Raw genomic sequence first — 23,211 nt, 5'->3', positions numbered from 1 at the left:
ACGGGACTACGCTGCTGGTTGGTGTGCCACGGGGGTGGAGGAGCAGATGCGGTTCGGGATCCTGGGGCCTCTGCGGGTTGGTGGTGGCGAGTCCACTGTCACAGCGGGTCGGGATCGAGTCGTGCTCGCCATGCTGCTGCTGCGGGCCGGTCGGCTCGTGCCGGTCGACGAGTTGGTGGACGCCGTGTGGGCGGACAGCCCGCCAGCCACCGCCCGAGCCCAGTTGCAGACCTGCGTGTCCCGGTTGCGCCGCCGGTTCGCCGAACTCGACCTCGCACCCGAACTCATCGTCACCGACCCGATCGGGTACGGCGTCCGGACCAACCCGAACGACCTGGACGCCGAGGTCTTCGTCCGGGGGGTGGAGACGGCCCGGGGCGCGATGGTGGCCGGACGGCTGGCCGAGGCGGCTACGGATTTCCGCGCCGCCCTGGCACTGTGGCGAGGGCCGGCACTCGCCGGTATCCCGAGCGTCAGCGTCCGTCGTCGCGCACAGACGCTCGACGAGCAACGCCTCTCCGCGCTGGAGGAGTGCGTCGACGTGGAGCTGAGGCTCGGCCGGGCCGCGGAGCTGATCGAGGAACTGGCGGAGAGCGTCGATCGGCATCCGTTGCGGGAGCGCCTGCGGGGTCAACTGATGTTGGCCCTGTCGTCGGTCGGGAGGCAGGCGGACGCCCTCGCCGTCTATCGGGAGGGCCGGCAGACGTACGCCGACGAGTTGGGCATCGAGCCGGGCGCCGAGTTGCAGGAGCTGCACCAGCGGGTACTCGCCGGCGACCTCGCCCTGGCCGGTCTACCGGTCCAACCCGTCGGCCCGGTCCGTTCACTGCCCCGGGCGATCGGGGACTTCATCGGTCGGCAGCAGACACTTGCCCGCCTGGTCAAGGAGATCGAGGAGGACGGCAACCGGATCCAGGTGATCGACGGGATGCCGGGAAGTGGCAAGACCACGCTCGCCGTGCACGTCGCCACCGCGCTCGCCGACCGCTACCCCGACGCCCAGCTCTTCATCGACCTGCACGGGCACAGCGAACGCCGACCGTTGACGCCGGCCGCGGCCGTGGCGGCCCTGCTCCGTCAGCTCGGTGTGCCCGCCGAGCGGGTGCCGGAGAACCCGGACGACCGGCTGGCGCTCTGGCGGATCGAGCTGGCCGGACGCCGGGCGTTGGTGGTGCTCGACAACGCCGCCACCGCCGATCAGGTGGCACCCCTGCTGCCCAACGGTCCGCACTGCCTCGTGCTCGTCACCAGCCGCCGTCGGTTGGTCGGGCTCGACGAGGGTCGGCCGTCCTCGCTGCCGGTGCTGGACGCCGACGAAGCGGTCGAGCTGCTCGGTCGGGTGGCCGGCGTGGAGCGGGTCGCCGCCGAACCGGAGGCGGCGGCCGAGGTGGCACGCCGGTGTGGTCACCTGCCCCTGGCCATCCGGCTGGCCGGCGCACGGCTGGCGCACCGGCCGCGTTGGCGGGTCGCCGACCTCGCCGAGCGGCTGGTGACGGGAGCGGGGCCGTTGGCCGAGCTGACCGCCGGGCAGCGCTCGGTGGGGCAGGCGTTCGCCCTGTCGTACCAGCAGGTTTCACCGACGGCGCAGCGGCTGTTCCCGCTGCTCAGCCTGTTTCCGGGGGGACGCCTCGACGGCCCCGTGGCCGCCGCCCTCGCCGAGCTGCCGCTGACCGACACACAGGACGTGCTGGACGAGTTGGTCGACGCGCACCTGGTGGACGAGGTGCAGCCGGGCCGGTACCGCTTACACGACCTGCTCCGCGAGTACGCCCGGCTGCTGCTCGCCGGCCCGGAACGGCAGACGGAGCGCCGGGCCGCCCTGGAGCGGTTGCTGGATCACCATCTGTCCATCACGTTGGCGATCGCCCGAAGGATCGAGGCGGCGGGCAGTCGCCGCAACATTCCCGCGGACACGCCCCGCCGTCCGGATCTGATGGCTGTGCCGGTGGCCGAGGCATGGGGGTGGTTCGAGGAGAATCACGCCGGGCTCACCGCCCTCGTTCGGGTCGCCGAGGAGGAGGGCTTCCCGATCCATTGCTGGCAGTTGGCCAGGGCCTGCTGGCGGCTCAACTTCGAAGGCGGGCACCTCGACGAGCTGATCGAGACCCATACGATCGGGCTTCGAGTCGCCGAGCGATTGGGCGACGAGGCGGCCATCGCCGTGATGCTGAACTACCTCGCCTCGGCGTACTTCCGGCTGGCCCGCTTCCCGGAGGCAATCCGGTTGATGGAGGTGGCGCTCAGGTTGCGCCGTCAGCTCGGGCTGCGCGGCGACGTGCTCAGCACACTGTGGAATCTTGGCGTCTCGTATGCCACGAACGGTGACTTCCGGCAGGGCAAGGCGAAGTTCGACGAGGCACTCGGCATGATCCGCAGCCTGGACGACGCGCACGAGCTGACCAACCTGTTGCACAACCTGTGCTACGCGTTGATCCGGTGGGGGCGGTACGACGAGGCGCTGCGCCACGCCCGGCTGCACCTCCTGCTGGCTCGCCAGGCGAAGGACCTTCGGCAGACCCACAATGCGCTGGGGCAACTCGGCATAATTCGTCACCGGATGGGCGACCTGGTTCCTTCCCGCCGCCTGCTGCGGGTCGCGCTGTCCCTCAAGCGCCAGCTGGGCGACCGGTTCGGCGAGGGGGAGGTGCTCAACGAGATCGGCGTGATGGAATGCGCCGCCGGCGACCCGGAACGTGCCGCGGCCCTGCACCGGGACGCGCTGGTGGCGATGATGGAGTCCGGCGACCGAATGGGTGAGTGTGCCTCGCGCAACCTGTTGGCCCGGGCGATCCTGGAGCAGGGGGACGCCGCCAGCGCGCTCGACCTGCACCGCCGGGTGCTCGCCGACGCCGACCGACTCGGCGCCCGCTACGAGAAGGCCCGAGCGTTGGAGGGCGTCGCTCGCTGCATACGGGCCACGGATCCGACGGCGGCCCGCGCGCACCTGGAGCAGGCGCTGACGCTGTTCCGGCAGGTCGAGTCGCCGGACCGGCACGAGGTGGAACGGCTGCTGGCCGAGTTGGGCTGACGGATCATCTGCGAGTCGGCCACGGGCGCGGCAGGATGGTGAGTGTGACGACTCCAGAGGCGACCGGTTACCGCATCGAACGCGACTCGATGGGCGAGGTGGAGGTGCCCGCCGAGGCGCTGTGGCGGGCGCAGACCCAGCGCGCGGTGCAGAACTTCCCCATCTCCGGCCGGGGCCTCGAACCGGCCCAGATCAAGGCCCTCGCCCAGATCAAGGGCGCGGCGGCCGAGGTGAACGGCGAGCTGGGCGTGATCGACGCCAACGTGGCCGCCGCGATCGCCGCCGCCGCCGCGCACGTGGCCGACGGTGGTTACGACGACCAGTTCCCGGTGGACGTGTTCCAGACCGGCTCGGGGACCTCGTCGAACATGAACACCAACGAGGTGATCGCCACCCTGGCCACCCGGGAGCTGGGCTCACCGGTGCACCCCAACGACCACGTCAACGCCTCCCAGTCGAGCAACGACGTCTTCCCGTCCTCGATCCACCTGGCGGCCACCCAGTTCATCGTCGAGGATCTGCTGCCGTCGCTGGCCCACCTCGCCTCGGCGTTGGAGGCGAAGGCCACCGAGTTCGAGACGGTGGTCAAGGCCGGGCGTACCCACCTGATGGACGCCACCCCGGTCACCCTCGGCCAGGAGTTCGGTGGGTACGCCGCCCAGGTCCGCTACGGGATCGAACGGCTGGGGGGCGCGCTGCCCCGGCTGGCCGAGCTGCCGTTGGGCGGCACCGCCGTGGGGACCGGCATCAACACGCCGCTCGGCTTCGCCGCCGCCGTGATCGACAAGCTGCGCGAGTCGACCGGGTTGCCGCTGAGCGAGGCGCGTAACCACTTCGAGGCGCAGGGCGCGCGGGACGCGCTCGTGGAAACTTCGGGGCAGCTGCGGACCGTGGCGATCGGCCTCTACAAGATCGCCAACGACATCCGCTGGATGGGCTCCGGTCCCCGCGCCGGTCTGCGCGAGCTGCGCATTCCGGACCTCCAGCCCGGCTCGTCGATCATGCCGGGCAAGGTCAACCCGGTGGTCGCCGAGGCGATGCGGCAGGTATGCGCCCAGGTCGTCGGCAACGACGCGACGGTCGGCTTCGCCGGCTCGCAGGGCGACTTCGAACTGAACGTGATGCTCCCGGTCATGGGCCGCAACCTGCTGGAGTCGATCCGGCTGCTCTCCGCGGTGAGCCGGCTCTTCGCCGACCGACTGGTGGTCGGCCTGGTCGCGGACGCCGAGGTCTGCCTGGCGTACGCCGAGGGCTCACCGTCGATCGTCACCCCACTCAACCGCTACCTGGGGTACGACGAGGCCGCGTCGATCGCGAAGGAGGCGCTGGCCAAGCAGGCGTCGATCCGCGAGGTGGTCATCTCCCGCGGTCACGTCGACTCCGGCAAGCTCACCGAGACGCAACTGGACGAGACGTTGGACCTGCTCCGGATGACCCACCCCTGACCCGTCCTGCCCTGGCCTGCCCTGCCCTGCCCTGCTCAGGGTAGGTGCCGTGGTCTCGCCCAGCCGAGGAAGCGGGTGAAGAGCGCGGCGGGGTCGGGGCCGTCGTGCGGGTTGAGTAGGTACAGGTCGTGAGCAGCCTCGTGCAGCGCCGTGCACAGGTAGATGCTCAGCCCGATCCGGTCGTGCGCGTACTCCTGCCGCAGAGCAAGTCGGGCCATGGGGCAGGGCCAGGGCGCGGCGCAGACCCGACAGAGCCAGAGTGGGCGCAGCGGTAGGTGCGGCCGGCAAGAGCGTGTGGTGAGCCCGCCCAGGGTGCTCCGGGGCATGGTGGGGTCCTCCTTTGGAGCTGAATCGTTCGTGGCATCACCCCCCGCTCGCGCCGTCCGCGTCGCGCTGACCGCGGTGACGGTGCTGCGCTGCGCTGACCGCGCCGATGGTGCTGCGCTGCGCCGACGGAGCTGCGCTGCGCTGACCGCGCCGATGGTGCTGCGCTGCGCTGACCGCGCCGACGGAGCTGCGCTGTTCTGACCGCGCTGACCGCTCTGCGCTGTGTTGCTGTGTCAAGATCGCGCTCGATCCTGGATGTAGTGGCCTTCGCGCGCTTGGAGACCACTGTTTCCAGGATCGAGCGCGATCTTGGTGGATCGGTCGGCTTCGGTGGGGTTGGGACCGCCCGGCACGGGGGAGCGGGCGGTCCCGTGCGGCACCGGCAGATCCCGGGGGACGGGGAGCGGTGCCGCCCTTCACAGTCTGGTGATCAGGCGACTACGGTCGGAAGGGTTCGGCCGCGTCGTCGTAGTCGCCCTGTTCTGGGTGGCACCGCCGCTGGCGGCCGGCTGGAAACGGTCGTCGGCGGGGTGGAGGGCGGGCACGGCATGGCCGATGGACAGATGACGGCGGCGGCGTTCCTGATCGCGGAGCTGCGGCGGGCGCGGACTCGGCGTGGCTGGAGTCAGGATGAGCTGGCCAAGGCGGTCAACTACTCGGCGTCGATGGTCAGCGCTGTCGAGCTGGGCCAGCAGGTGCCCACCGCCAAGTACCTGGAACTCGTCGACCGGGCCCTCGACACCGGCGGCCTCTTCAGCCGGATGTCCACCGAGCTGGTCAGCCTGGACCGGACACAGCCCTGGCTGCGCGGCTGGCAGGCGATCCTTGAGCAGGCTCGCACACTCCGATGGTACGAACCCCGCTATGTGCCCGGACTGTTCCAGACCGAGGACTACGCGCGGGCGGTCTTCGAGGCAGGTGGCCTGCTCGCTCCCGAGGAGGTCGACAGGCGACTGACCGCCCGGATGGAGCGTCAGGACGTGCTGCACAGCGAGCGTGCGCCGCAAATAGTGGCGGTGCTGGACGAGGCCGTCCTGCGACGACGGGTGGGTGGGCGGAAAGTGATGCGCGACCAGACGCTGCATCTTGCGGGCATCGCCACCGGGCACCCCCGCGTTCGGTTGCACGTGGTGCCGCGATCCGCCGAGGAATATCCGGGGCTCGGCGGGCAGTTCGCACTCGCCGCACTGCCCGACGGGACAGAGGTGGCCTACCTGGAGTGTCAGGTTCGCGGCCAGGAGCTGGACCAGCCGAAGGATCTGTTGCGGTTGCAGCGGGTCTGGGAAGCTACCTTGGGCGAAGCCCTGCCCCCGCAGGCGTCGATCGAGTTGATGAACGAGGTGGCCGAGTCGTGGAGTTGACCGGCGCTCGATGGCGCAAGAGCAGCCGCAGCAACCAGGACAACATGTGTGTCGAGGTGGCTACGAATCTTGGGGAGGTGGTCGGGGTGCGAGACAGCAAGGACTCGGACGGGCCCGTGCTCGTTGTCGACGCGTACTCCTGGCGGCTCTTGGTGGGCGCGCTGCGGCGCTGACGCGACCGCCTGGCCCGCGACGGCTCGGGTTTCCCCGCAACTTCGGCGAAGCTGCGCGAATCTTGGACGGCCCCGGGGAAAAGGGCTCGACGGGGGTGCTGAGCGGGACGGATGATCCGGGATGTGGGTGACGATGGCGTGGGTGTGCCGGCGGGGACCGAGCGGCTGCGGTTGCGGCGGCTGACCATCGCCGACGTGGACGCGCTGGTCGAGTTGGACAGCGATCCCGAGGTGATGCGTTTCCTCACCGGTGGCGTCGCGACCCCGCCGGCCACCGTGCGGGACGAGCAGTTGCCGAGGCTGCTGGCCCAGTACGACAGACACCCCGGGCTGGGCCGGTGGGCAGCGCACGATCGGGCGTCCGGCGAGTTCCTGGGTTGGTTCGCGTTGGATCCGTCGGCGGACGGCGCCGAGGCCGAGTTGGGCTATCGGCTGCGCCGCCCGACGTGGGGGCGAGGGCTGGCCACCGAGGGGGCGCGGGCGCTGGTCCGGTACGCCTTCGACACCGTCGGGGTGCGCCGGGTCTGGGCCGAGACGATGACGGTGAACGAGCGTTCCCGGCGGGTGATGGTGAAGGCCGGGTTGCACTACGTGCGGACCTTCCACCTCCAGTGGGATCACCCGATCCCGGGAACCGAGCGGGGCGAGGTGGAGTACGAGGTGCGGGCCGAGGAGTGGGCGACCATCGGTCAGGAGCGGCCGGCGGCCCGGCGGGCGCGGTAGGCGGTCACCGCGGCGCGGTTGCCGCAGCCGGCCTCGCAGAACCGCCGGGAGCGGTTGCGGGACAGGTCGACGACGACGTTGTCGCAGTCCGGGTATTCGCAGATCCGCAAGCGGCTCAGTTCGCCGGTACGGACCAGGTCGGCCATCGCCATGGCGGCCTCGACCGCGATCCGGGTGGCCAGCGGCGCGTCGCGAGGAACGGCGTGCAGGTGGTACGGCTCGTCGTCGTGTTCGATCAGCTGGGGCAGCGCCTTGTGTTCCAGCAGCAGGCCGTTGACCACAGCGACGATCTCGGGTGGTTCGGCGTGCCAGATGCGGCGTAGTTGGGGCCGTAGTTCCCGTACGGCGCGCAGCTCGGCCTCGGTGTGCTCGTGCCGGCCACTGTAGGAGTGGCGGACGAAGAACGCGTCCAGCGCCGCGATGTCGGGCAGCAACTCACCGTCGCGACCCGCGGTGTTGACCAGCGCCGCCGCAGCGATCAGCGAACATTCGGTGTCATGAGCGAATAGCAACTTGACTCCTGTCACGGCTTGCGCCTAGCGTCATCAGCACAAGGATAGTTTGCTCATGACACGGTGCCCATTGCGAGGAGCGCGACATGCACTCTCGACCCGCTGCCGGCGTCGGACTGGCGCTGCTCTCCGCAGTCACCTTCGCCACCTCCGGCACCTTCGCGCGATCACTCATCGATGCCGGCTGGTCAGCCGAGTCCGCTGTGATCGCCCGCGTCGGCGTGGCCGCCCTGGTGCTGGCAATCCCCGCTCTGCTGGCGCTGCGGAGCAAATGGGACGTGCTGCGGAGCAATGCCGGGGCCATCGGGCTGTTCGGGCTCCTCGGGGTGGCGTTGGCCCAGGTGTGCTTCTTCAACGCCGTGCGCTATCTGCCGGTCGGTGTCGCGCTGCTGCTGGAATACCTGGGCATCATCCTCGTCGTGGTCTGGATGTGGCTGCGGCACGGGCAGCCGCCCCGCCGCCTCACCATCGCCGGGTCGGTGGCCGCGCTGGCCGGGCTGGCGTTCGTGCTCGACCTCGCCGGCACCTCCGACTTCCACCCGGTGGGGGTGCTCTGGGGGCTGGGTGCGGCATTCGGCCTGGCCGGATACTTCGTGCTCGCCGGCCGGGTCGACCCCCGGCTGCCCTCGGTCGCCATGGCCAGCGGTGGCATGGCCGTCGGTGCCGCCGTGCTGTTGCTCGTCGGACTGACCGGTCTGCTGCCGCTGCACGCCACCTTCGGTGAGGTCACCTTCGCCGGGCAGCCCACCAGTTGGTTGGTGCCCATCGCCGGGCTGTCGCTGGTGGCCGCCGTCATCGCGTACCTCGCCGGCATCGCCGGTACCCGGATTCTCGGGCCCCGCCTGTCGTCGTTCGTCGGGCTGACCGAGGTGCTCTTCGCGGTGCTGATCGCCTGGCTGTTCCTGAACGAGCTGCCCACCGGCTGGCAGCTCTTCGGCGGTGCGCTGATCGTCGCCGGCGTCGCCCTGGTACGCCTCGACGAACTGCGGGGGTCGCCCTCGACGCCCACGCCGGTCACACCCGAGCCCGAGCTGGCGCTTGACGGTCGGTGAGGGTTCGCGGTCGATGCGCGCCCGATGGCCGGTGCTTTGCCGCTGGGCGGCGCGTGCCGTGAGTGGAGTGCTCCCGGCTCTCGGCGCTTGCGACGGTCGGGTGGTCTCGGCGCGTGGTGGTTCCGCTGCCGGTGGCTTCCTCTGACGCTGGCCCTTGTCGGCGGTGAGAGAGTGGGTGTCGTGCTGACCACTGTGGTGTTCGACGCTGACGAGACGCTTCTGGACCTGCGTCCGGCGGTCACGGGCGGGCTGGTGGCGGTCCTCGACGAGATGCGGCGACGGACATCGGCGGCGGCCGGGGTGACGCTCGCCGAACTGGAGTCGGACTGGAGCGCGGTCTTCGGCGAGCTGAAGGCCGCCCCGGTGGCGGAGATCCGGCGCGCCGCACTGGCCCGGTCGCTGGCCCGCGCCGCGCTGGTCCACCACCTGGACGAGATCACTGACCTCTTCTTCGCCCAGCGCTTCGCCCTCACCCGACCGTTTCCGGACGTACCACCGGCGCTGGCCACGCTGCGCGGCCGGTACGCGCTGGGCTTCGCCACCAATGGCAACAGCCGGGCCGAGCGATGTGGACTCAGCGGCGAGTTCGCCTTCGAGCTGTACGCGCACGAGAACGGCCTGCCCAAGAAACCGGCCCCGGAGTTCTACGCCGCGGTGGTCGCGGCGGCCGGGGTGCCAGCCAGCCAGATCGTGTACGTCGGCGACTCGTGGGAGCACGACGTGGTGGCGCCTCGGCGGGCCGGCCTGCGATCGGTGTGGCTGAACCGGCTCGGCCTGCCTCGCCCGCGCGGCTGCTCACCCGACGCCGAAGTTTTCGGCATGGCCGAGCTGCCGGCCGCGCTCGCGAAGATGGGTGTCGACGCGGTAGGCGTGTAGCTCGCCGCCGCCCGCGTGTGTGCCCGTGCGGCCTGTGTCCGCGCGGCCTGTGCCCGTGCGGCGTGTGTCTGGCCTTTCCGGCGGCCGGGTGTGGCCCGAACTGGCGGGATTCACGGCCATAACGGGCGTTCAGCTGGCGCGATGCGAATCGGTGTTGTGTGATGGCTGGCACGTCCCTCAACGAGAGGATCCGATGTGGTGAGCAAGCGCTTCACCGCCCGTACGGTCGCGACTGCGGCTGTGCTGGCACTTACGGCTACGGGGTTGGGTGTGCCGGCCAACGCCGCGCCGAGCGACTCCCGGACCTTCACCGTCGTCGCCGAGGATGGCGTCGCCACCGACACGGCCATCGCCGCGATCCGGGCGGCCGGCGGCACTGTGGTGTCCCGGTCCGACGAGGTCGGCATGTTCCAGGTCAGTAGCGACCGGGCCGACTTCGCGGCCAGGGCGACCGCCGCGCCGACGCTGATCGGTGCTGCCGAGCAGAAGGCCATCGGCCGCAAGCCGAAGCTGGACCGGGTCGAGCAGGAGCACCTGTTGGCCGCTGCCGGTGCCCGTGCCGGTGCTGCCGGTGCCGCCAAGAAGGGCGCCAAGCTCGATCCGCTCGATGACAAGCTCTGGGGCCTGGAGATGATCCGGGCCGACAAGGCCCGCAAGATCGAGCCGGGCGACCGGCGGGTGACCGTCGGCGTACTCGACACCGGCGTCGACGCCAGCAACCCGGACATCGCGCCGAACTTCAACTGGTCGCTGTCGCGCAACTTCGCGCCCGACCTCATCGATGTGGACGGCCCCTGCGAGGTGCCGAGCTGCCTCGACCCGGTCGGCACCGACGACGGCGGGCACGGCACCCACGTGGCCGGCACCATCGGCGCCGCGGCCAACGGCTTCGGACTCTCCGGCGTCGCCCCGAACGTCTCGCTGGTCGAGCTCAAGGGTGGCCAGGACTCCGGCTACTTCTTCCTCGACCCGGTCGTCAACGCTCTGGTCTACGCCGGCCGCTCCGGGATCGACGTGGTCAACATGTCGTTCTATGTCGACCCGTGGCTCTACAACTGCACCGCCAACCCGGCCGACTCCCCCGAGGACCAGGCCGAGCAGCGGGCGATCATCAAGGCGATGAAGCGGGCGCTGGTCTTCGCGCACAACAAGGGCGTGACCCTCGTCGGTGCGCTCGGCAACAACAACGAGGACCTGGGTGCGCCGCGCACCGATGTCACGAGCCCCGACTACGGCGCCGACCCGTACCCCCGACCGATCGACAACGAGAGCTGCTGGGACCTTCCCACCGAGGGTCCGCACGTGATCGGCGTGTCGTCGGTCGGCCCGTCCGGCAAGAAGTCGGACTTCTCCAACTACGGCACCGAGCAGATCTCGGTCGCCGCGCCGGGAGGCTGGTTCCGGGACGGCTTCGGCACCGACACCTTCCGTACCGACGCCAACATGATTCTCTCCTCGTACCCGAAGCACGTGCTTCAGGAGGAAGAGTCGGTCGACGCCGACGGCAACATCGTTCCCGGCTTCGAAAATTCGGTCTTCAAGCAGTGCAAGGCCAACGGTGAGTGCGGCTACTACACGTACCTCCAGGGCACCTCGATGGCGTCCCCGCACGCCGCCGGTGTCGCCGCGCTGATTGTCAGCCGGTACGGCAAGGCGCAGGGTCGGAATGGCTTCGGGATGTCGCCGGACCAGGTTGAGCAGCACCTCTACCGCACGGCTGCCGAGCACGCGTGCCCGGAGCCGCGCCTCCAGCAGTACCGCAACGAGGGCCGGGACGAGACCTACGACGCGTACTGCGCCGGTGGGGTCAACTTCAACGGCTTCTACGGCTACGGGATCGTTGACGCCTACGCGGCGGTGAAGACTCCGCTCAAGCCGAACGCCCGCCCGTAACGCACATCGCACTGCGGTGGCCCAACCGCCACCGTCTGCCGGGGCCCGGTCGACCTGTCGTCGACCGGGCCTCGGGTCATCAAGGCCCGTCGTCAGCGACCTTCGCCCGGCACCGTTCATGATCGACTCGGTTCCCTGCAAGGTGCGGTGTTGGTGCCTTGAGGATGGCGCGGTTTCCAGGAACCCGAGGTGATCCCGGTCATCTGGGCGATCCCTGTCGCCAGCCTCGGCTGACCAGTGCGTCGCGTACCTCTCGAAGCACCGCCGGAAACTCGCCGTGCAGCCGTTGGCTGGTCACGTGCAGAACCAGCCAACCGGCACCGACCAGTTGATTCAGCCGACGGCGGTCGCGGTGCAGTTGCTGCACGCTGGAGTGCCACTTTCCGTCGTACTCCACCGCCACCCGATATTGCGGCCAGGCCAGATCGGGATGCAGAACGAGCCCGGTGGGCAGGCGCACCGGATGTTGAACTGCCGGGCGCGGCAATCCGCCCAACACCAATTGGACGCGCAGCTGGGATTCCGGCGGAGACTCGGCTGCACCGTCGGCCAGATCAAACACCCAGCGCGCCCGTCGGCCACCGGGGCGGTCAGCGTTGCGGGCAGCCATGGCGCTGAGTGTGTCGCGGTCGGCGAGCCCCTGACCGAGCAGTGAGTCGACTATGGCCACTGCCCGGATCGGGTCGAGCCAGACAGCCGTCTCCCAGGCCGCCCGTCCGGGATCGGACCGGGGGATCGGGAGGTTCTGCCCCCTGGGCAACGGCTGGCTGGCCCACCCATCGCCCCGGCCAGCCACCACCAAGCCCCCTGCTCCGGCGGACACGGCGGCCGGGCGAGGCAGCTGCCGTGCCGGGCGTGGTGACCTGCCGCCGACAGGTGGGCGGCCCACTCCCATAGGTCGCGCTGCATCACGTGGACTTCCCGCGCTCGGTGGTCGTCCTGCGTCCGGCGGTCGTCCTGTGACCGGCATTCGCCCTGCGTCTGGCGGTCGTCCTGCGTCCGGCGGTCGTCCTGTGACCGGCATCCGTCCTGCGACCGGCACTCGTCCTGCGTCGGGCCGGTTCCCTGGGGTCGACGGGCAGCTCGCTTCTCGCGGTCCTCCTGCGTCTGGTGGTCGTCTTGTGCCCGCCGGTCGTCGCGTGGTTGACGCCGTCGGCTCACCGGTCTCGTTCGCCGTCAGTGGGGTGATGCCGTTGACGTGCACGCGGAGGCCGCGCTGTGAGCCGACCCGCAACGATCGGGGCACGAGGACGTGAACGTCGTCGGTGAAGCCCGCGGCGTGTTCGACGCCATGCAGGTAGGCGGCCGACGGGCCGCCGACCACCACGCCGGGCGGAAGTCGGAGAAGGGCGGCGTGACACGCGAGGGCGTGGTCCCGATCCAATCGCGCATCGGCGTAGATGTCGTGGCGCAACCGCACCCAGGCGGAGTTGCGCAGCTGATGTTCGGTGAGCAGGCCGTCCCGGACAGCGTCGGAACCGCGGAAGACCTGCCAGGCCAGGGCATCGGGGCGATGCGGACGTGGGGGCATGCCGAGCAGCCTGCCGGCCACCGACGGACCGCCGGTACCCCTGTGGACAACCGGGACCTCGTTAGCCGCAGGCCCTGTGGACAACGACGAATCCGCCTGGCGATCGTGCTATGGCACCGGCCTGGGCGGCCGACCAATCAGGCATTCGGGCCGCCCACGGCGTTGATCCACTCGCGTTCCTGAAAGTCGGGCGGTCACTGGCTCGGGGACACCGCGACTTCCGTGTACCCGAGTTGATCAAGACGAGACGGGACGGGCGACGGTGCGGAGGGCGCGCGGCGGGGCGGTGAGGGCGCCCGGCGGAGCGGTGAGGGCGCGCGGCGGGGCGGTAAGGGCGCGCGGCGGTGAGGGCGTGCGGCGGGGTGCGGGGGTGCGGGCGTGCAGGGGTGCGGGGGTCAGGGTCAGCTGAGGGCGATGGCGATCGCGCGGGCGGCGGCGAGCACCTCGGGGCCGATGGAGTCGACGTCCAGCGGGGCGAGCGCGACCACGCCGACGCTGGCCTCCAGGCCGGGTACGCCGAGCACCGGCGCGGCCACCCCGTACGCGCCGGCCTGTAACTCTCCGCTGCTACTCAGCGGCTCGGCCACCCCGGCGCGACCGGCGAGGATGGCCCGGCCGGCCGCCCCCCGCTCCAGTGGATGTCGTGCCCCGGCCCGGTACGCGACGTGGAACGACGTCCAGCTCGGCTCGACCACGGCCAGGGCGACGCCCTCGCCACCCTCGACGACGGTCAGGTGTGCGGTGGCGCCGGCCTGTTCGGCGAGGCGGCGTAGCGCGGGCAGCGCACCCTCGGCGAGCAGCGGCTGGGCCCGTCGGGCCAGATGCAGCAACCCGGCACCGAGGCGCAGCCGACCGTCCCCGTCGCGACGCAGCATGCCGTGCCCGGTCAGCGCAGTGACCAGTCGGTAGACGGCGGCCCGGCCGATGCCGAGCCGATTCGCGGCCTCGGTGACGGTCAGACCGCCGGAGACGTCGGCGACCAGATGCAGCAGCCGCAACCCCCGGTCCAGCGTCTGCGACGTCTCCCCGCCCCGCCCTGCAACCGCGTCGGCCGGCCCCACGCCAGCCTCGGCCCGCCCGTGGGCCGCGTTGGACCGCCCTCCACCTGTGCCGGTCGATGCGACGGTCGCGTCGGTCTGCCCGGAAGCCCGTTCGCGGGCCGGGTCGGCGGGGGCGGTGGGGTTGGCTGGCGGGTCGCCGGAGCCACCGGAGCGTGCGGTCGCATCCACGCCTGGCAGCGTACGACCCGGCACCGGCGGACCCGGACAGGCACGGACAGCTACCCTTGTACGGTGACGCTACGCCTGTATGACACCGCCACCCGATCGGTGCGGGACTTCGTCCCGCGGGAAGCCGGCAAGGTGGGGGTCTACCTGTGTGGTCTCACCCTTCAGGCTCCGCCGCACATCGGTCACCTTCGCTCCGGCGTCAACTATGACGTCCTGCGCCGATGGCTGTCGGCCGCCGGCTACGAGGTCACCTTCATTCGCAATCTGACCGACATCGACGACAAGATCCTGGTCAAGGCCGGCGAGCAGGGTCGTCCGTTCTGGTCGATCGCGTACGCCAACGAGCTGCTGCTGGCCGAGTCGTACCGGTCGTTGAACGTGCTGGCGCCGACCTACGAGCCGCGCGCCACCGGGCACATCCCCGAGATGCACGAGCTGATCACGAAGTTGATCGCCGACGGGCACGCGTACCCGGCGAGTGACGGCTCCGGCGACGTCTACTTCGACGTGGCGTCCTGGCCGGCGTACGGGTCGCTGTCGGGTCAGTCTCCGGACGCCATGCAGTCCGCCGGGGACGCCCCGGATCGGGGCAAGCGGGATCCGCGCGACTTCGCGCTGTGGAAGGGCGCCAAACCGGACGAGCCGGCGGACGCCTACTGGCCTTCGCCGTGGGGTCTGGGTCGTCCGGGCTGGCACATCGAGTGCTCGGCGATGTGCTGGCGCTATCTCGGCCCGGAGTTCGACATCCACGGCGGTGGCCTGGATCTGACGTTCCCGCACCACGAGAACGAGATCGCCCAGTCCCAGGCGGCCGGGTTGCCGTTCGCCCGCTACTGGGTTCATCACGGGCTGCTGAGCATCGGCGGGGCCAAGATGGGCAAGTCCGCCGGTAACGCGCTGGGCCTGGCGTACGTGGACTCGCTCGGGGTGCGGCCGGTGGAGCTGCGCTACTACTACGCCGCCGCACACTACCGTTCGGTGATCGACTACTCGGAGGATTCGCTGCGCGACGCGGCCACCGCGTACCGGCGGATCGAGGGTTTCGTGCTGCGGGCCGCCGAGCGGGTCGGTGCCGGGCAGATCGGTGAGCTGCCCGCCGGCTTCGTCGCGGCGATGGACGACGACCTCAACACGTCCGCCGCGCTGGCCGTGCTGCAGCAGCACATTCGGGACGGCAACACCGCGCTGGGCGTCGGCGACGATGTGACCGTCCGCACCACGCTGGCCGTGGTGCGGGCAATGCTGGATATCCTCGGGATCGACCCCCTCGACCCGGCCTGGACCGGTGGCGGCCGATCGGACGATCTTCGCGCCGTGGTGGACTCCCTGATCGCGCTGGCCCTGGAGCAGCGCGCGCAGGCGCGGGGCCGTAAGGACTGGGCTGCCGCGGACGCCGTGCGTGACCAGCTCAAGCTGGCCGGCGTGGCGGTCGAGGACACCCCCCAGGGCCCCCGTTGGACTATTGGAGAGCAGGACTGATGGCCGGCAACTCGCAGCGCCGTGGCCGGCGACTGACGTCGAAGGCAGGCGCCCCCAAGGGCACCGGCGGCAAGAACAAGGACTCGTTGGCCGGGCGGGGTCGCACGTTGCCCGCGGACGAGCGGCCGTGGCACAAGGGCTACTCGGGCACCGAGAAGCTGCCCCAGCGCACCGCCTGGAAGCAGGACAAGGAGCGCCGCGTGGCGGCCGAGGAGGGGCGCGCCCCCAAGATCGGTCAGCCGGGCACCAAGGACACCACCTGGGGCAAGGGCGGCGGTCGGGGCGTGCCGGTCGGTCGTGGCGCTGCCACCGGCGGACGGGGCGGTAAGCCCACCGGCCGGTCCGGCCCCCGGGTTTCGCCGGGGCGCAAGTCCAACCCGGCCAAGGACGCCCCGGAGCTGTTGGTCGGGCGTAACCCGGTGCTGGAGGCGCTGCGCGCCCAGGTGCCGGCGACGGCGCTCTACACGGCCCAGGGCATCGATGTGGACGAGCGGACCAAGGAGATCATCCGGACCGCCGCCGACCGGGGCATCGCCAACCTGGAGATCAGCCGCGCCGAGTTGGACCGGATGACCGGCGGGGTGCTGCACCAGGGCGTCGGCCTGCAGGTGCCGCCCTTCGCGTACCAGCCGTTCGAGGACATGGTCGCCGCTGCCCTGGAGCAGCAGGCCCCGCTGCTGGTCGCGCTGGACGGCGTGACCGACCCGCGCAACCTGGGCGCCGTGATCCGTTCGGCTGCCGCGTTCGGCGCGCAGGGTGTCTTCGTACCCGAGCGTCGTGCCGCCGGGATCACCGCGACCGCCTGGCGGACCAGCGCCGGCGCGGCCGCGCGGGTGCCGGTCGCGCAGGTGACCAACCTGACCCGGTCGCTGAAGGCGTGCCGCGACGCCGGCTTCATGGTCGTCGGCCTGGACGCCGACGGCGACACCGACCTCTACAACCTGGAGGCCGCGGTCGGTCCGCTGGTGGTGGTGGTCGGCTCCGAGGGGCGCGGTCTGTCCCGCCTGGTCGGGGAGACCTGCGACCTGACCGTCAGCATCCCGATGATCTCCGAGGTCGAGTCGCTCAACGCCAGCGTGGCCGCGGCGGTCGCCCTGGCCGAGGTCGCCCGCCGACGCTCCGTCGAGCTGTAGCGCACATCGAACGAAGGCCCCCTCCCGCCGAGCGCGGGAGGGGGCCTTCGTCGTTGGGCGCCAAGGCAGACTGAAGAACCGAGTGAGGTACGACGAAGGGGCGGCCCGCCGAAGCGGACCGCCCCTGTCGGTACGGCGTTACGTCAGATCCGGCCACCGGTGGTGGCGTGGAAGACGTGGCTGCGACCGGCGACCGGCTTGACGAACACGGTGTCACCCATGTTCGGCATGTTGCGCCGGTCGGTGCGGACGACGAAGCGCTCCGAGTTGCCACCCAGCGCGGCGTGACCGTAGACGTTGGCGTCCGAGCCGAGGTCCTCGACCAGCTCGACCACGACCGGCATACCACCCTCGGTCGGGCTGACCAGCTCGCAGTCCTCCGGACGGAAGCCCACGGTGACCTTGCCGTCGCCGCCCTCGGCGCGGGCCGCCTCGACCTGCTCCCGCGTCAGCGGGATGTACATCTCGGCGAACTCGGCGCCCTTCTCGTTCAGCGGAACGGTCTTGATGTTCATGGCGGGCGAGCCCATGAAGCCGGCGACGAACACGTTGGCCGGGGTGTCGTAGAGCGCCCGCGGGGTGTCCACCTGCTGAAGAACACCGTCGAGCAGGACCGCGACCCGGTGACCCATGGTCATGGCCTCGACCTGGTCGTGCGTGACGTAGACGGTGGTGACGCCCAGCTTGGCCTGCAGGGACGCGATCTGGGTACGGGTCTGCACGCGGAGCTTGGCGTCGAGGTTCGACAGCGGCTCGTCCATGAGGAAGACCTGCGGCTCGCGGACGATCGCCCGGCCCATCGCGACGCGCTGACGCTGACCACCGGAGAGCGCCTTCGGCTTACGGCTGAGGTACTCCTCCAGCTGGAGCAGCCCGGCCGCCTCCTTGACCCGCCGGTCGATCTCCGACTTGGAGGTCTTGCGCAGCTTGAGGGCGAACGCCATGTTCTCGTACACCGTCATGTGCGGGTAGAGGGCGTAGTTCTGGAAGACCATCGCGATGTCGCGGGCCTTCGGGGGAAGGTGAGTGACGTCACGCTGGTCGATGTAGATCGAACCGGCGTCCACGTCCTCCAGGCCGGCGAGCATCCGCAGGCTGGTGGACTTACCGCAACCGGAGGGGCCGACCAGGACGAGGAACTCCCCGTCGCCGATTTCGAGGTCCAGCTCGTTGACGGCGGGACGCTCTTGGCCCGGGTAGACCCGGGACGCCTTGGAATAGGTGACCGTAGCCATGGTGAAGCGCTTCCTTTCACCGGCAGGAACGTGCCGGACGATCCGAGTGAAGGAGCAACCGGCACGTGCCCGTGCCGGTCATCGGACGGCGCTCGGGCGCGGGGGCGCCCGGTCGTCATCCGTGTGTGAACCGTAAACGCGTTTCCCCGTGCTGCCAAGGCGGGGGGTCGTCCAGCCCACCAGTCGGGCTACGCATTCCGGTCACTCGGGCACGGTCAGCCATCAATCGACGCGGTGGCAAACGAGTCTGCGTCGGGTTGTTGACGATTCCCGTGCTCGGGAGGCCTCGCGATCGGGATTACCGGAGATCAGTCGCTATGCTGACCTCGACGCGCGCGCCCCTGTAGCTCAGCTGGCCAGAGCACTCGCCTTGTAAGCGAGATGTCGCCGGTTCGATCCCGGCCGGGGGCTCCAATTACATCAGATGTTTCCGATCGGCGCTGCTGTGCCTTTGCCGGTTACCCCGAGGGGTAATCGGATCTCGGCTCAGCCCACGCGCACCGACAGACGGTTCAGTGCGGAGCGGGACGGGGGCGGATGAGCCGGGCGGTGGAGGAGTCGAACCGGGCGATGTTGCGCGCCCGGGACGCGATGGACCGGGCGTACGCCGAGCCTTTGGACATCCCCGCGTTGGCCCGGATCGCGCACGTCTCGCAGGCGCATTTCATCCGTACCTTCCGGGCCACCTTCGGTGAGACACCGCACCGCTATCTGCAACGCCGCCGGGTGGAGCGGGCGATGTCGTTGCTGCTGGAGACCGACCGGGACGTAACGGACATTTGTTACGCCGTCGGCTTCAGCAGCCTGGGCACGTTCAGTCGGACGTTCCGGCAGATCGTCGGGGAGTCGCCCTCGGATTTCCGGCGCCAGCGCGTCGCGCCGGCCAACGTGCCGTCGTGCTTCACCAAAGCCTGGACCCGTCCAAGCAGTTTTGGATAAGCAGCAGGTCAGGGGCTACCTCTAGCGTCATGGGCATGACGATGAACGCGATCAGCCGCTCCCAGATCTACGTCCTCGACCAGGACGCCGCGCTTGACTTCTACGTCAACAAGCTCGGCATGGAGGTCAACACCGACCAGGACCTCGGCTTCATGCGGTGGCTGACTGTCAACCTGCCCGGCGACCCGGAGCGCGAGATCCTGTTGGAGAAGCCCGGTCCGCCCGCGCTGGACCCGGCCACCGCCGAGCAGGTCCGGGAGCTGCTCACCAAGGGTGCCCTCGGCGGGTACCTCTTCATGACCACCGACGACGCCCGCAAGACGCACGAGGATCTGGTGGCGAAGGGCGTCGAGATCACGGACGAGCCGACCGAGCGCCCGTACGGGATCGACTTCGGCATCCGGGACCCGTTCGGCAACCGGATCCGCATCGGTCAGATGTTCCCCCGGGCGTAGCGGGCGGGCGATCAGTCGGGCCGCCGCGTCAGGACCGGGAGGTACGGGGTCGAACTCGTACCTCCCGGTGTGTTGAGGTGGCGATCATGGTGACCCGACTGCTGTACCTCACCCGACACGCCGAGCAGGATCTCCCCGAGCCGAGCGGGCCGGACGCCGGCGAACCGGATACCGGCCTGTCGGAGCGCGGCCGACGGCAGGCCACCCTGCTGGGCGAACGCCTGGGGGCCCGGCGGTTCGCCGCCGTCCACCATGGGCCGCTGCGCCGGGCCGCACAGACCGCCGAGCTGGTCGCCAGGTCGCTGCCCGACGTTCCGGTGTACGAGACGGAGCTGGCCGGCGACCACCTCCCACACGACACGGACCCAACTGGCCTGCCGCCCGCGTACGCCCAGTTCCTGACGCAGTTCTCGACGGCCGAGCGGGCCGACGGGCCGCGAGTGACGGCGGACGCGGTGCGACGGTTCGCCAGCCCGGTCGCCGAGAGCCCCGCCGGCGGCGAACCGGTCCGCGAGCTGGTCGTGACGCACAGTTTCCTGATCGCCTGGCTGGTGCGGCACGCCCTCGACGCGCCGGAGTGGCGCTGGCTGGGCTTGAACACGCACAACGCCGGGCTGACCGTCATCCGCTACAGCGCGGCCGGCCCGCCGAATCTGATCGCCCTCAACGATGTGGCCCACCTACCGCCGGAGCTGCGGGGCACCGGCCTGCCCCCGGACTATCTGACGTAGGTCCCGGTGGTTCGCAGGAGCAGTTTGACCACCGCCTGGGTGGCCGGCGGCGGGGTCCCGTCCTCCGGGCAGGTGGTGTAGCCGGTGTCGTTGCCGGCCACGGTGAGGCGGTAGTGCATCACGTCCGAGCAGGTGGTCGCGGTGGTCGGCCGTCGCGCCTCGCTGGCGAGCCGCGGGTCCACGGCCAGCCCCGCCAGGATGCCCTGATCGGCGGGTTCGAGCCGGCCGATGCGCCGGCCCCCGGCCCGGTCCGTCACGGTCCACTGGCCGTCCGGCTCGACGACGATGGCGTCCCCGCGACCGGCGAAGCCCCCGGAGATCCGCAACGTCACTCGGGGGGCCACCGCGCTGGCCCCGGCGCTGGCCGTGGGAGCCGCAGTCGGCAGCGAGGTGCCCGTGGCCGGGGTGGCCGGACCGGAAGCGGTGGTGGCCGACGGCTGGGTCGGGGTGGTGGTGGGGGCTCGGTCGACGCTGGTGCAACCGGTCAGGAGCGCGGTCAGGAGCGCGGCGGTGACGGCGATCGTCGATGCGGGTCTCATCCCCGTCGGACGCGTCACCCCAACCGTCGGTTCCCCGTTCGTGCCTGCGCCGGGACTGGCCGGTCGCCTTCGCTATGGTCGCCGCACCGGCGCGCGGTGCCGGCGACCAGATCGGCGGCGTCGCTCACGGTGACGCGGGAAGGGGTGGACGTGTCGGACGCGGAGTTGACAGTCGAGGTGACCGGGCCGGTCGCCACCGTCGTCATCAGCAACCCGGCCCGGCGCAACGCGATGACCGCGGCCATGTGGCGTCAGCTCCCCGAAGTGCTCGACCGGCTGGAGCCCGGCCCCGACGTACGGGCGTTGGTGCTCACCGGTGCCGGCGACGCGTTCTGCGCGGGTGCGGACCTCGGTGACCTGGCCGAGTTGCTGGACGCCGGTGACGCCAGCATCGCGGTGGCGGCCGAGGAACGGCTGGCCCGGTTCGGCAAGCCGACGATCGCGGCCATCCGGGGTGCCTGCGTCGGCGGCGGGGCCCAACTCGCCGTCGCCTGCGATCTGCGGATCGCCGCCGCCGACGCCCGTTTCGGCGTACCGCCGGCCCGGCTCGGGTTGGTCTATCCGGCACCGACGACGCGCCGGCTGGCCCGGCTGGTCGGCCCGTCCGCCGCCAAACATCTGCTGTTCACCGCAGAGCTGATCGACGCCGAGCGCGCCCTGCGGATCGGCCTGGTCGACGAGGTGCTGCCGGTAGACCAGCTCGCCGCCCGGGTGGACGAACTGACGGCGACGATCGCCCAGCGGTCCCCGCTGAGCATCGCCGCAGCGAAGGAGATCATCGACGATCGCGCCGAACCTGCGCGGATCGCCTGGTGGCACCGGAAGGTGACGACGACCGGTGAGGCCCGCGAGGGGGTCGCGGCGGTGACCGAGCGGCGTACGCCCCGCTTCGCCTGGCGGCCACCGACCGACGCCTGAGTCGGCAGGGTTCGGCCGCCCCCGTCGATGGGTAGATGTCCTCCACGCGGTGATCGGGGGGCCACTATGGACGCGACAGCGACGAATCCGGACCGGAGCGGCCGGCTACTTCGCCTGATACTTGGCTTCGTGTTGCTGTCCGCCGTGGTCGGCGCGCTCGCGGTCGGTGTCGCGAGGGGCGGCCAGAACACCGGCATCTTCGACGGTGATCCGCCGGGCTGGGCCAGAAGCCTGGGGCTCGTGCTGGTGATTCTCGGAATCATCGTCGAGGTCGCCGCGATCGTCTGGGCCGTACGGACCGGCCGCCACCGGGCTGCGCGGCGGTCGCCACTGTTGGCGCTGAATTGGTCGCATCGGCGACGGCTGGCGCGCCAGGTCCGACGCGGCACACCCGAGGCGGACGAAGACCCGGCCCTTCTCGTGGAGACCGCCCGTGAGTTCGCCGGCCAGCGCTGGTCTGTCCTGCTCGTCGTCGGGTTGGCGATGACGAGCGTCGGTCAGGCATTCCTGGCGTTCGCGCCGTTCTTCGCGGTGATCGGTGGGCTGCTGCTGGTGATCTGGGCGATGCTGATCGTGTCGGTCTTCCGCAACGCCCGCCGTGGCGAGGCGTTCCTGCGCGCCCATCCGGATCTGCGCGGACGGTAGCCGCACCGCGCTCCCACCCATCGCAACACCTCGATCCCGGGTATCCGGGACTCAGGGCGGTACGGCAGGCTGTCCGTCGTGCAGCGTGATCAGTTGCTTGCGGGCCGCTACCGGCTCCTCGAACGCCTCGGCAGTGGCGGCATGTCGGCGGTTCATCGGGCGTACGACGAGGTGCTCGAACGGGACGTGGCGGTGAAGGTGCTGGTCGCCTCGGACACCAACGCCCGGCAGCGGATCCGGGGCGAGGCCAAGGCCGCGGCCCGGCTGTCGCACCCGCACGTCACCGGCGTCTACGACTACGGCGAGTCGGTGGTGGACGGTGCCGAGGTCCCGTTCGTGGTGATGGAGTTGCTCGGCGGTCACACCCTGGAGCGCCGGTTGGTGGTCGGGCCGTTGCCCCCGCGCGCGGGTCTGCGGGTGTGTGCCGAGGTGGCTTCGGCGCTCGCCGCGGCGCACGACCAGGGGTTGGTGCACCGCGACATCAAGCCGGCCAACGTGATGCTCACGCCGACGGGCGCGAAGGTGCTCGACTTCGGCATCGCGGCAGCCGTCGGAGCGCCGGAGATCGACTTCGAGGGGCGGCTGATGGGTACGCCGGCGTACCTGGCGCCGGAGCGGTTGCTGGCTGGCGAGGTGCGGCCGGCCAGCGACGTGTACGCCCTCGGTCTGCTGCTTCACCGGGTGCTCACCGGCCGGTTGCCGTGGCCCGCCGAGGCGCAGACCCGGATGGTCCGCGCGCACACGCCCGTCGAACCGGACCCGCTGCCCGCGATCGACGGTGTGCCGCCCGAGGTGCATCGGCTCTACCGCTGGTGCCTGGCCGCCCACCCCGGCGATCGGCCACCGGCCGCCGACGCGGCCCGCATTCTGCTTGCCGCCGCCAGCGGTGCCGCCCCCGAGGCCGCTGCCGTCGCCGCCCGACCGGCGGCTGCCGCAGCCCAGCCGGCGGCCGCCGCCGAGCAGGCCGACACCGAGCAGGCCGGCACC

The 23,211-nt window shown here is 71.0% G+C and carries 23 protein-coding genes and 1 tRNA gene; 18 read left to right on the top strand and 6 right to left on the bottom strand.

Annotation, left to right across the window (positions count from 1 at the left end; translation table 11 throughout):
- Nucleotides 1-46: 46 nt before the first annotated feature.
- Nucleotides 47-3,028: a BTAD domain-containing putative transcriptional regulator gene (locus AB0877_RS21445; protein ID WP_366610904.1), complete on the top strand. Its 2,982-nt coding sequence runs from the start codon at nt 47-49 to the stop codon at nt 3,026-3,028.
- 35 nt (nt 3,029-3,063) lie between these two features.
- A complete protein-coding gene (locus AB0877_RS21440) occupies nt 3,064-4,473 on the top strand; it encodes a class II fumarate hydratase (RefSeq protein ID WP_366610903.1) in 1,410 nt (469 codons plus the stop codon).
- A gap of 35 nt (nt 4,474-4,508) precedes the next feature.
- On the opposite strand, the gene AB0877_RS21435 is transcribed toward AB0877_RS21440, so the two are convergent.
- A complete protein-coding gene (locus AB0877_RS21435; RefSeq protein ID WP_366610901.1) occupies nt 4,509-4,799 on the bottom strand; it encodes a hypothetical protein in 291 nt (96 codons plus the stop codon).
- A gap of 31 nt (nt 4,800-4,830) precedes the next feature.
- Between AB0877_RS21435 and AB0877_RS21430 the strand changes: the two genes are divergently transcribed.
- The 4 genes from AB0877_RS21430 (at nt 4,831) to AB0877_RS21415 (ending at nt 7,057) form a co-directional block, all read left to right on the top strand.
- Entirely contained in the window at nt 4,831-5,001 is a 171-nt protein-coding gene (locus tag AB0877_RS21430; RefSeq protein WP_366610900.1) for a hypothetical protein, read from the top strand.
- A gap of 347 nt (nt 5,002-5,348) precedes the next feature.
- Nucleotides 5,349-6,161, top strand: a complete 813-nt coding sequence (locus AB0877_RS21425; protein WP_366610899.1) for a helix-turn-helix transcriptional regulator — start codon at nt 5,349-5,351, stop codon at nt 6,159-6,161.
- Complete coding sequence (locus tag AB0877_RS21420; protein ID WP_366610897.1) at nt 6,152-6,334, top strand: DUF397 domain-containing protein; 183 nt, start codon at nt 6,152-6,154, stop codon at nt 6,332-6,334. Before AB0877_RS21425 ends, AB0877_RS21420 begins: the two co-directional genes overlap by 10 nt.
- A 123-nt stretch (nt 6,335-6,457) precedes the next feature.
- Entirely contained in the window at nt 6,458-7,057 is a 600-nt protein-coding gene (locus AB0877_RS21415) for a GNAT family N-acetyltransferase (RefSeq protein ID WP_366610895.1), read from the top strand.
- Here AB0877_RS21415 and AB0877_RS21410 read toward each other — a convergent pair.
- Complete coding sequence (locus AB0877_RS21410; RefSeq protein ID WP_112732758.1) at nt 7,024-7,569, bottom strand: CGNR zinc finger domain-containing protein; 546 nt, start codon at nt 7,567-7,569, stop codon at nt 7,024-7,026. The two genes, AB0877_RS21415 and AB0877_RS21410, sit on opposite strands and share 34 nt — an antisense overlap.
- An 86-nt stretch (nt 7,570-7,655) precedes the next feature.
- Here AB0877_RS21410 and AB0877_RS21405 point away from each other — a divergent pair, with 86 nt between their 5' ends.
- From AB0877_RS21405 to AB0877_RS21395, 3 genes are all read left to right on the top strand, one after another.
- Nucleotides 7,656-8,621 (top strand): DMT family transporter, encoded by a 966-nt coding sequence (locus AB0877_RS21405; RefSeq protein ID WP_366610893.1) that lies wholly within the window; start codon nt 7,656-7,658, stop codon nt 8,619-8,621.
- A gap of 180 nt (nt 8,622-8,801) precedes the next feature.
- A complete protein-coding gene (locus tag AB0877_RS21400; protein ID WP_366610891.1) occupies nt 8,802-9,497 on the top strand; it encodes an HAD family hydrolase in 696 nt (231 codons plus the stop codon).
- 198 nt (nt 9,498-9,695) lie between these two features.
- Nucleotides 9,696-11,390 (top strand): S8 family serine peptidase, encoded by a 1,695-nt coding sequence (locus AB0877_RS21395; RefSeq protein ID WP_366610890.1) that lies wholly within the window; start codon nt 9,696-9,698, stop codon nt 11,388-11,390.
- A 199-nt stretch (nt 11,391-11,589) separates the two neighbouring features.
- On the opposite strand, the gene AB0877_RS21390 is transcribed toward AB0877_RS21395, so the two are convergent.
- Together AB0877_RS21390 and AB0877_RS21385 are read right to left on the bottom strand one after the other, a co-directional pair.
- A complete protein-coding gene (locus AB0877_RS21390) occupies nt 11,590-12,000 on the bottom strand; it encodes a DUF559 domain-containing protein (RefSeq protein WP_366610888.1) in 411 nt (136 codons plus the stop codon).
- Between the two features lie 1,322 nt (nt 12,001-13,322).
- A complete protein-coding gene (locus tag AB0877_RS21385) occupies nt 13,323-13,982 on the bottom strand; it encodes a helix-turn-helix domain-containing protein (protein ID WP_366610988.1) in 660 nt (219 codons plus the stop codon).
- Between the two features lie 231 nt (nt 13,983-14,213).
- Between AB0877_RS21385 and cysS the strand changes: the two genes are divergently transcribed.
- Both cysS and rlmB read left to right on the top strand, forming a co-directional pair.
- Entirely contained in the window at nt 14,214-15,629 is a 1,416-nt protein-coding gene (gene cysS / locus AB0877_RS21380; RefSeq protein ID WP_366610886.1) for a cysteine--tRNA ligase, read from the top strand.
- The gene (rlmB, locus tag AB0877_RS21375) at nt 15,629-16,762 is read left to right on the top strand and encodes a 23S rRNA (guanosine(2251)-2'-O)-methyltransferase RlmB (RefSeq protein WP_366610884.1); all 1,134 of its coding nucleotides are present in this window, start codon (nt 15,629-15,631) and stop codon (nt 16,760-16,762) included. The genes cysS and rlmB overlap by 1 nt, the downstream gene beginning before the upstream one ends.
- A gap of 143 nt (nt 16,763-16,905) precedes the next feature.
- On the opposite strand, the gene ugpC is transcribed toward rlmB, so the two are convergent.
- The gene (gene ugpC / locus AB0877_RS21370; RefSeq protein ID WP_366610883.1) at nt 16,906-17,997 is read right to left on the bottom strand and encodes a sn-glycerol-3-phosphate ABC transporter ATP-binding protein UgpC; all 1,092 of its coding nucleotides are present in this window, start codon (nt 17,995-17,997) and stop codon (nt 16,906-16,908) included.
- 337 nt (nt 17,998-18,334) lie between these two features.
- On the opposite strand from ugpC, the gene AB0877_RS21365 reads away from it, so the two are divergent.
- The 4 genes from AB0877_RS21365 (at nt 18,335) to AB0877_RS21350 (ending at nt 20,122) form a co-directional block, all read left to right on the top strand.
- Nucleotides 18,335-18,411 (top strand) — tRNA-Thr (locus AB0877_RS21365).
- A gap of 123 nt (nt 18,412-18,534) precedes the next feature.
- Complete coding sequence (locus AB0877_RS21360; RefSeq protein ID WP_366610882.1) at nt 18,535-18,936, top strand: AraC family transcriptional regulator; 402 nt, start codon at nt 18,535-18,537, stop codon at nt 18,934-18,936.
- A 35-nt stretch (nt 18,937-18,971) separates the two neighbouring features.
- The gene (locus AB0877_RS21355) at nt 18,972-19,391 is read left to right on the top strand and encodes a VOC family protein (protein WP_088952055.1); all 420 of its coding nucleotides are present in this window, start codon (nt 18,972-18,974) and stop codon (nt 19,389-19,391) included.
- An 86-nt stretch (nt 19,392-19,477) separates the two neighbouring features.
- The gene (locus AB0877_RS21350) at nt 19,478-20,122 is read left to right on the top strand and encodes a histidine phosphatase family protein (protein WP_366610881.1); all 645 of its coding nucleotides are present in this window, start codon (nt 19,478-19,480) and stop codon (nt 20,120-20,122) included.
- Here the strand turns inward: AB0877_RS21350 and AB0877_RS21345 are convergent.
- Nucleotides 20,110-20,661, bottom strand: coding sequence for a hypothetical protein (locus AB0877_RS21345; RefSeq protein WP_366610879.1), 552 nt, complete (start codon nt 20,659-20,661; stop codon nt 20,110-20,112). The genes AB0877_RS21350 and AB0877_RS21345 overlap by 13 nt on opposite strands.
- A gap of 144 nt (nt 20,662-20,805) precedes the next feature.
- Here AB0877_RS21345 and AB0877_RS21340 point away from each other — a divergent pair, with 144 nt between their 5' ends.
- The 3 genes from AB0877_RS21340 to AB0877_RS21330 all read left to right on the top strand — a co-directional run.
- Nucleotides 20,806-21,579: an enoyl-CoA hydratase/isomerase family protein gene (locus tag AB0877_RS21340; protein WP_366610987.1), complete on the top strand. Its 774-nt coding sequence runs from the start codon at nt 20,806-20,808 to the stop codon at nt 21,577-21,579.
- A gap of 129 nt (nt 21,580-21,708) precedes the next feature.
- Entirely contained in the window at nt 21,709-22,224 is a 516-nt protein-coding gene (locus AB0877_RS21335) for a hypothetical protein (RefSeq protein ID WP_366610878.1), read from the top strand.
- 78 nt (nt 22,225-22,302) lie between these two features.
- On the top strand, nt 22,303-23,211 hold a 909-nt coding region (locus AB0877_RS21330), incomplete at its 3' end, for a serine/threonine-protein kinase (protein ID WP_366610876.1).

It is taken from the genome of Micromonospora sp. NPDC047644, from assembly GCF_040704315.1.
Taxonomy (GTDB): Bacteria; Actinomycetota; Actinomycetes; order Mycobacteriales; family Micromonosporaceae; genus Micromonospora.
Note: the sequence above shows the minus strand (reverse complement) of the source record. Positions and strands in the feature narration are given on the sequence as shown.

Coding starts and splice junctions, on each gene's coding strand:
- AB0877_RS21445 (WP_366610904.1), top strand. CDS start 47: ATGCGGTTCGGGATCCTGGGGCCTCTGCGGGTTGGTGGTGGCGAGTCC.
- AB0877_RS21440 (WP_366610903.1), top strand. CDS start 3,064: ATGGTGAGTGTGACGACTCCAGAGGCGACCGGTTACCGCATCGAACGC.
- AB0877_RS21435 (WP_366610901.1), bottom strand. CDS start 4,799: ATGCCCCGGAGCACCCTGGGCGGGCTCACCACACGCTCTTGCCGGCCG.
- AB0877_RS21425 (WP_366610899.1), top strand. CDS start 5,349: ATGGCCGATGGACAGATGACGGCGGCGGCGTTCCTGATCGCGGAGCTG.
- AB0877_RS21405 (WP_366610893.1), top strand. CDS start 7,656: ATGCACTCTCGACCCGCTGCCGGCGTCGGACTGGCGCTGCTCTCCGCA.
- AB0877_RS21390 (WP_366610888.1), bottom strand. CDS start 12,000: ATGGCTGCCCGCAACGCTGACCGCCCCGGTGGCCGACGGGCGCGCTGG.
- rlmB (WP_366610884.1), top strand. CDS start 15,629: ATGGCCGGCAACTCGCAGCGCCGTGGCCGGCGACTGACGTCGAAGGCA.
- ugpC (WP_366610883.1), bottom strand. CDS start 17,997: ATGGCTACGGTCACCTATTCCAAGGCGTCCCGGGTCTACCCGGGCCAA.
- AB0877_RS21360 (WP_366610882.1), top strand. CDS start 18,535: ATGAGCCGGGCGGTGGAGGAGTCGAACCGGGCGATGTTGCGCGCCCGG.
- AB0877_RS21355 (WP_088952055.1), top strand. CDS start 18,972: ATGACGATGAACGCGATCAGCCGCTCCCAGATCTACGTCCTCGACCAG.
- AB0877_RS21350 (WP_366610881.1), top strand. CDS start 19,478: ATGGTGACCCGACTGCTGTACCTCACCCGACACGCCGAGCAGGATCTC.
- AB0877_RS21345 (WP_366610879.1), bottom strand. CDS start 20,661: ATGAGACCCGCATCGACGATCGCCGTCACCGCCGCGCTCCTGACCGCG.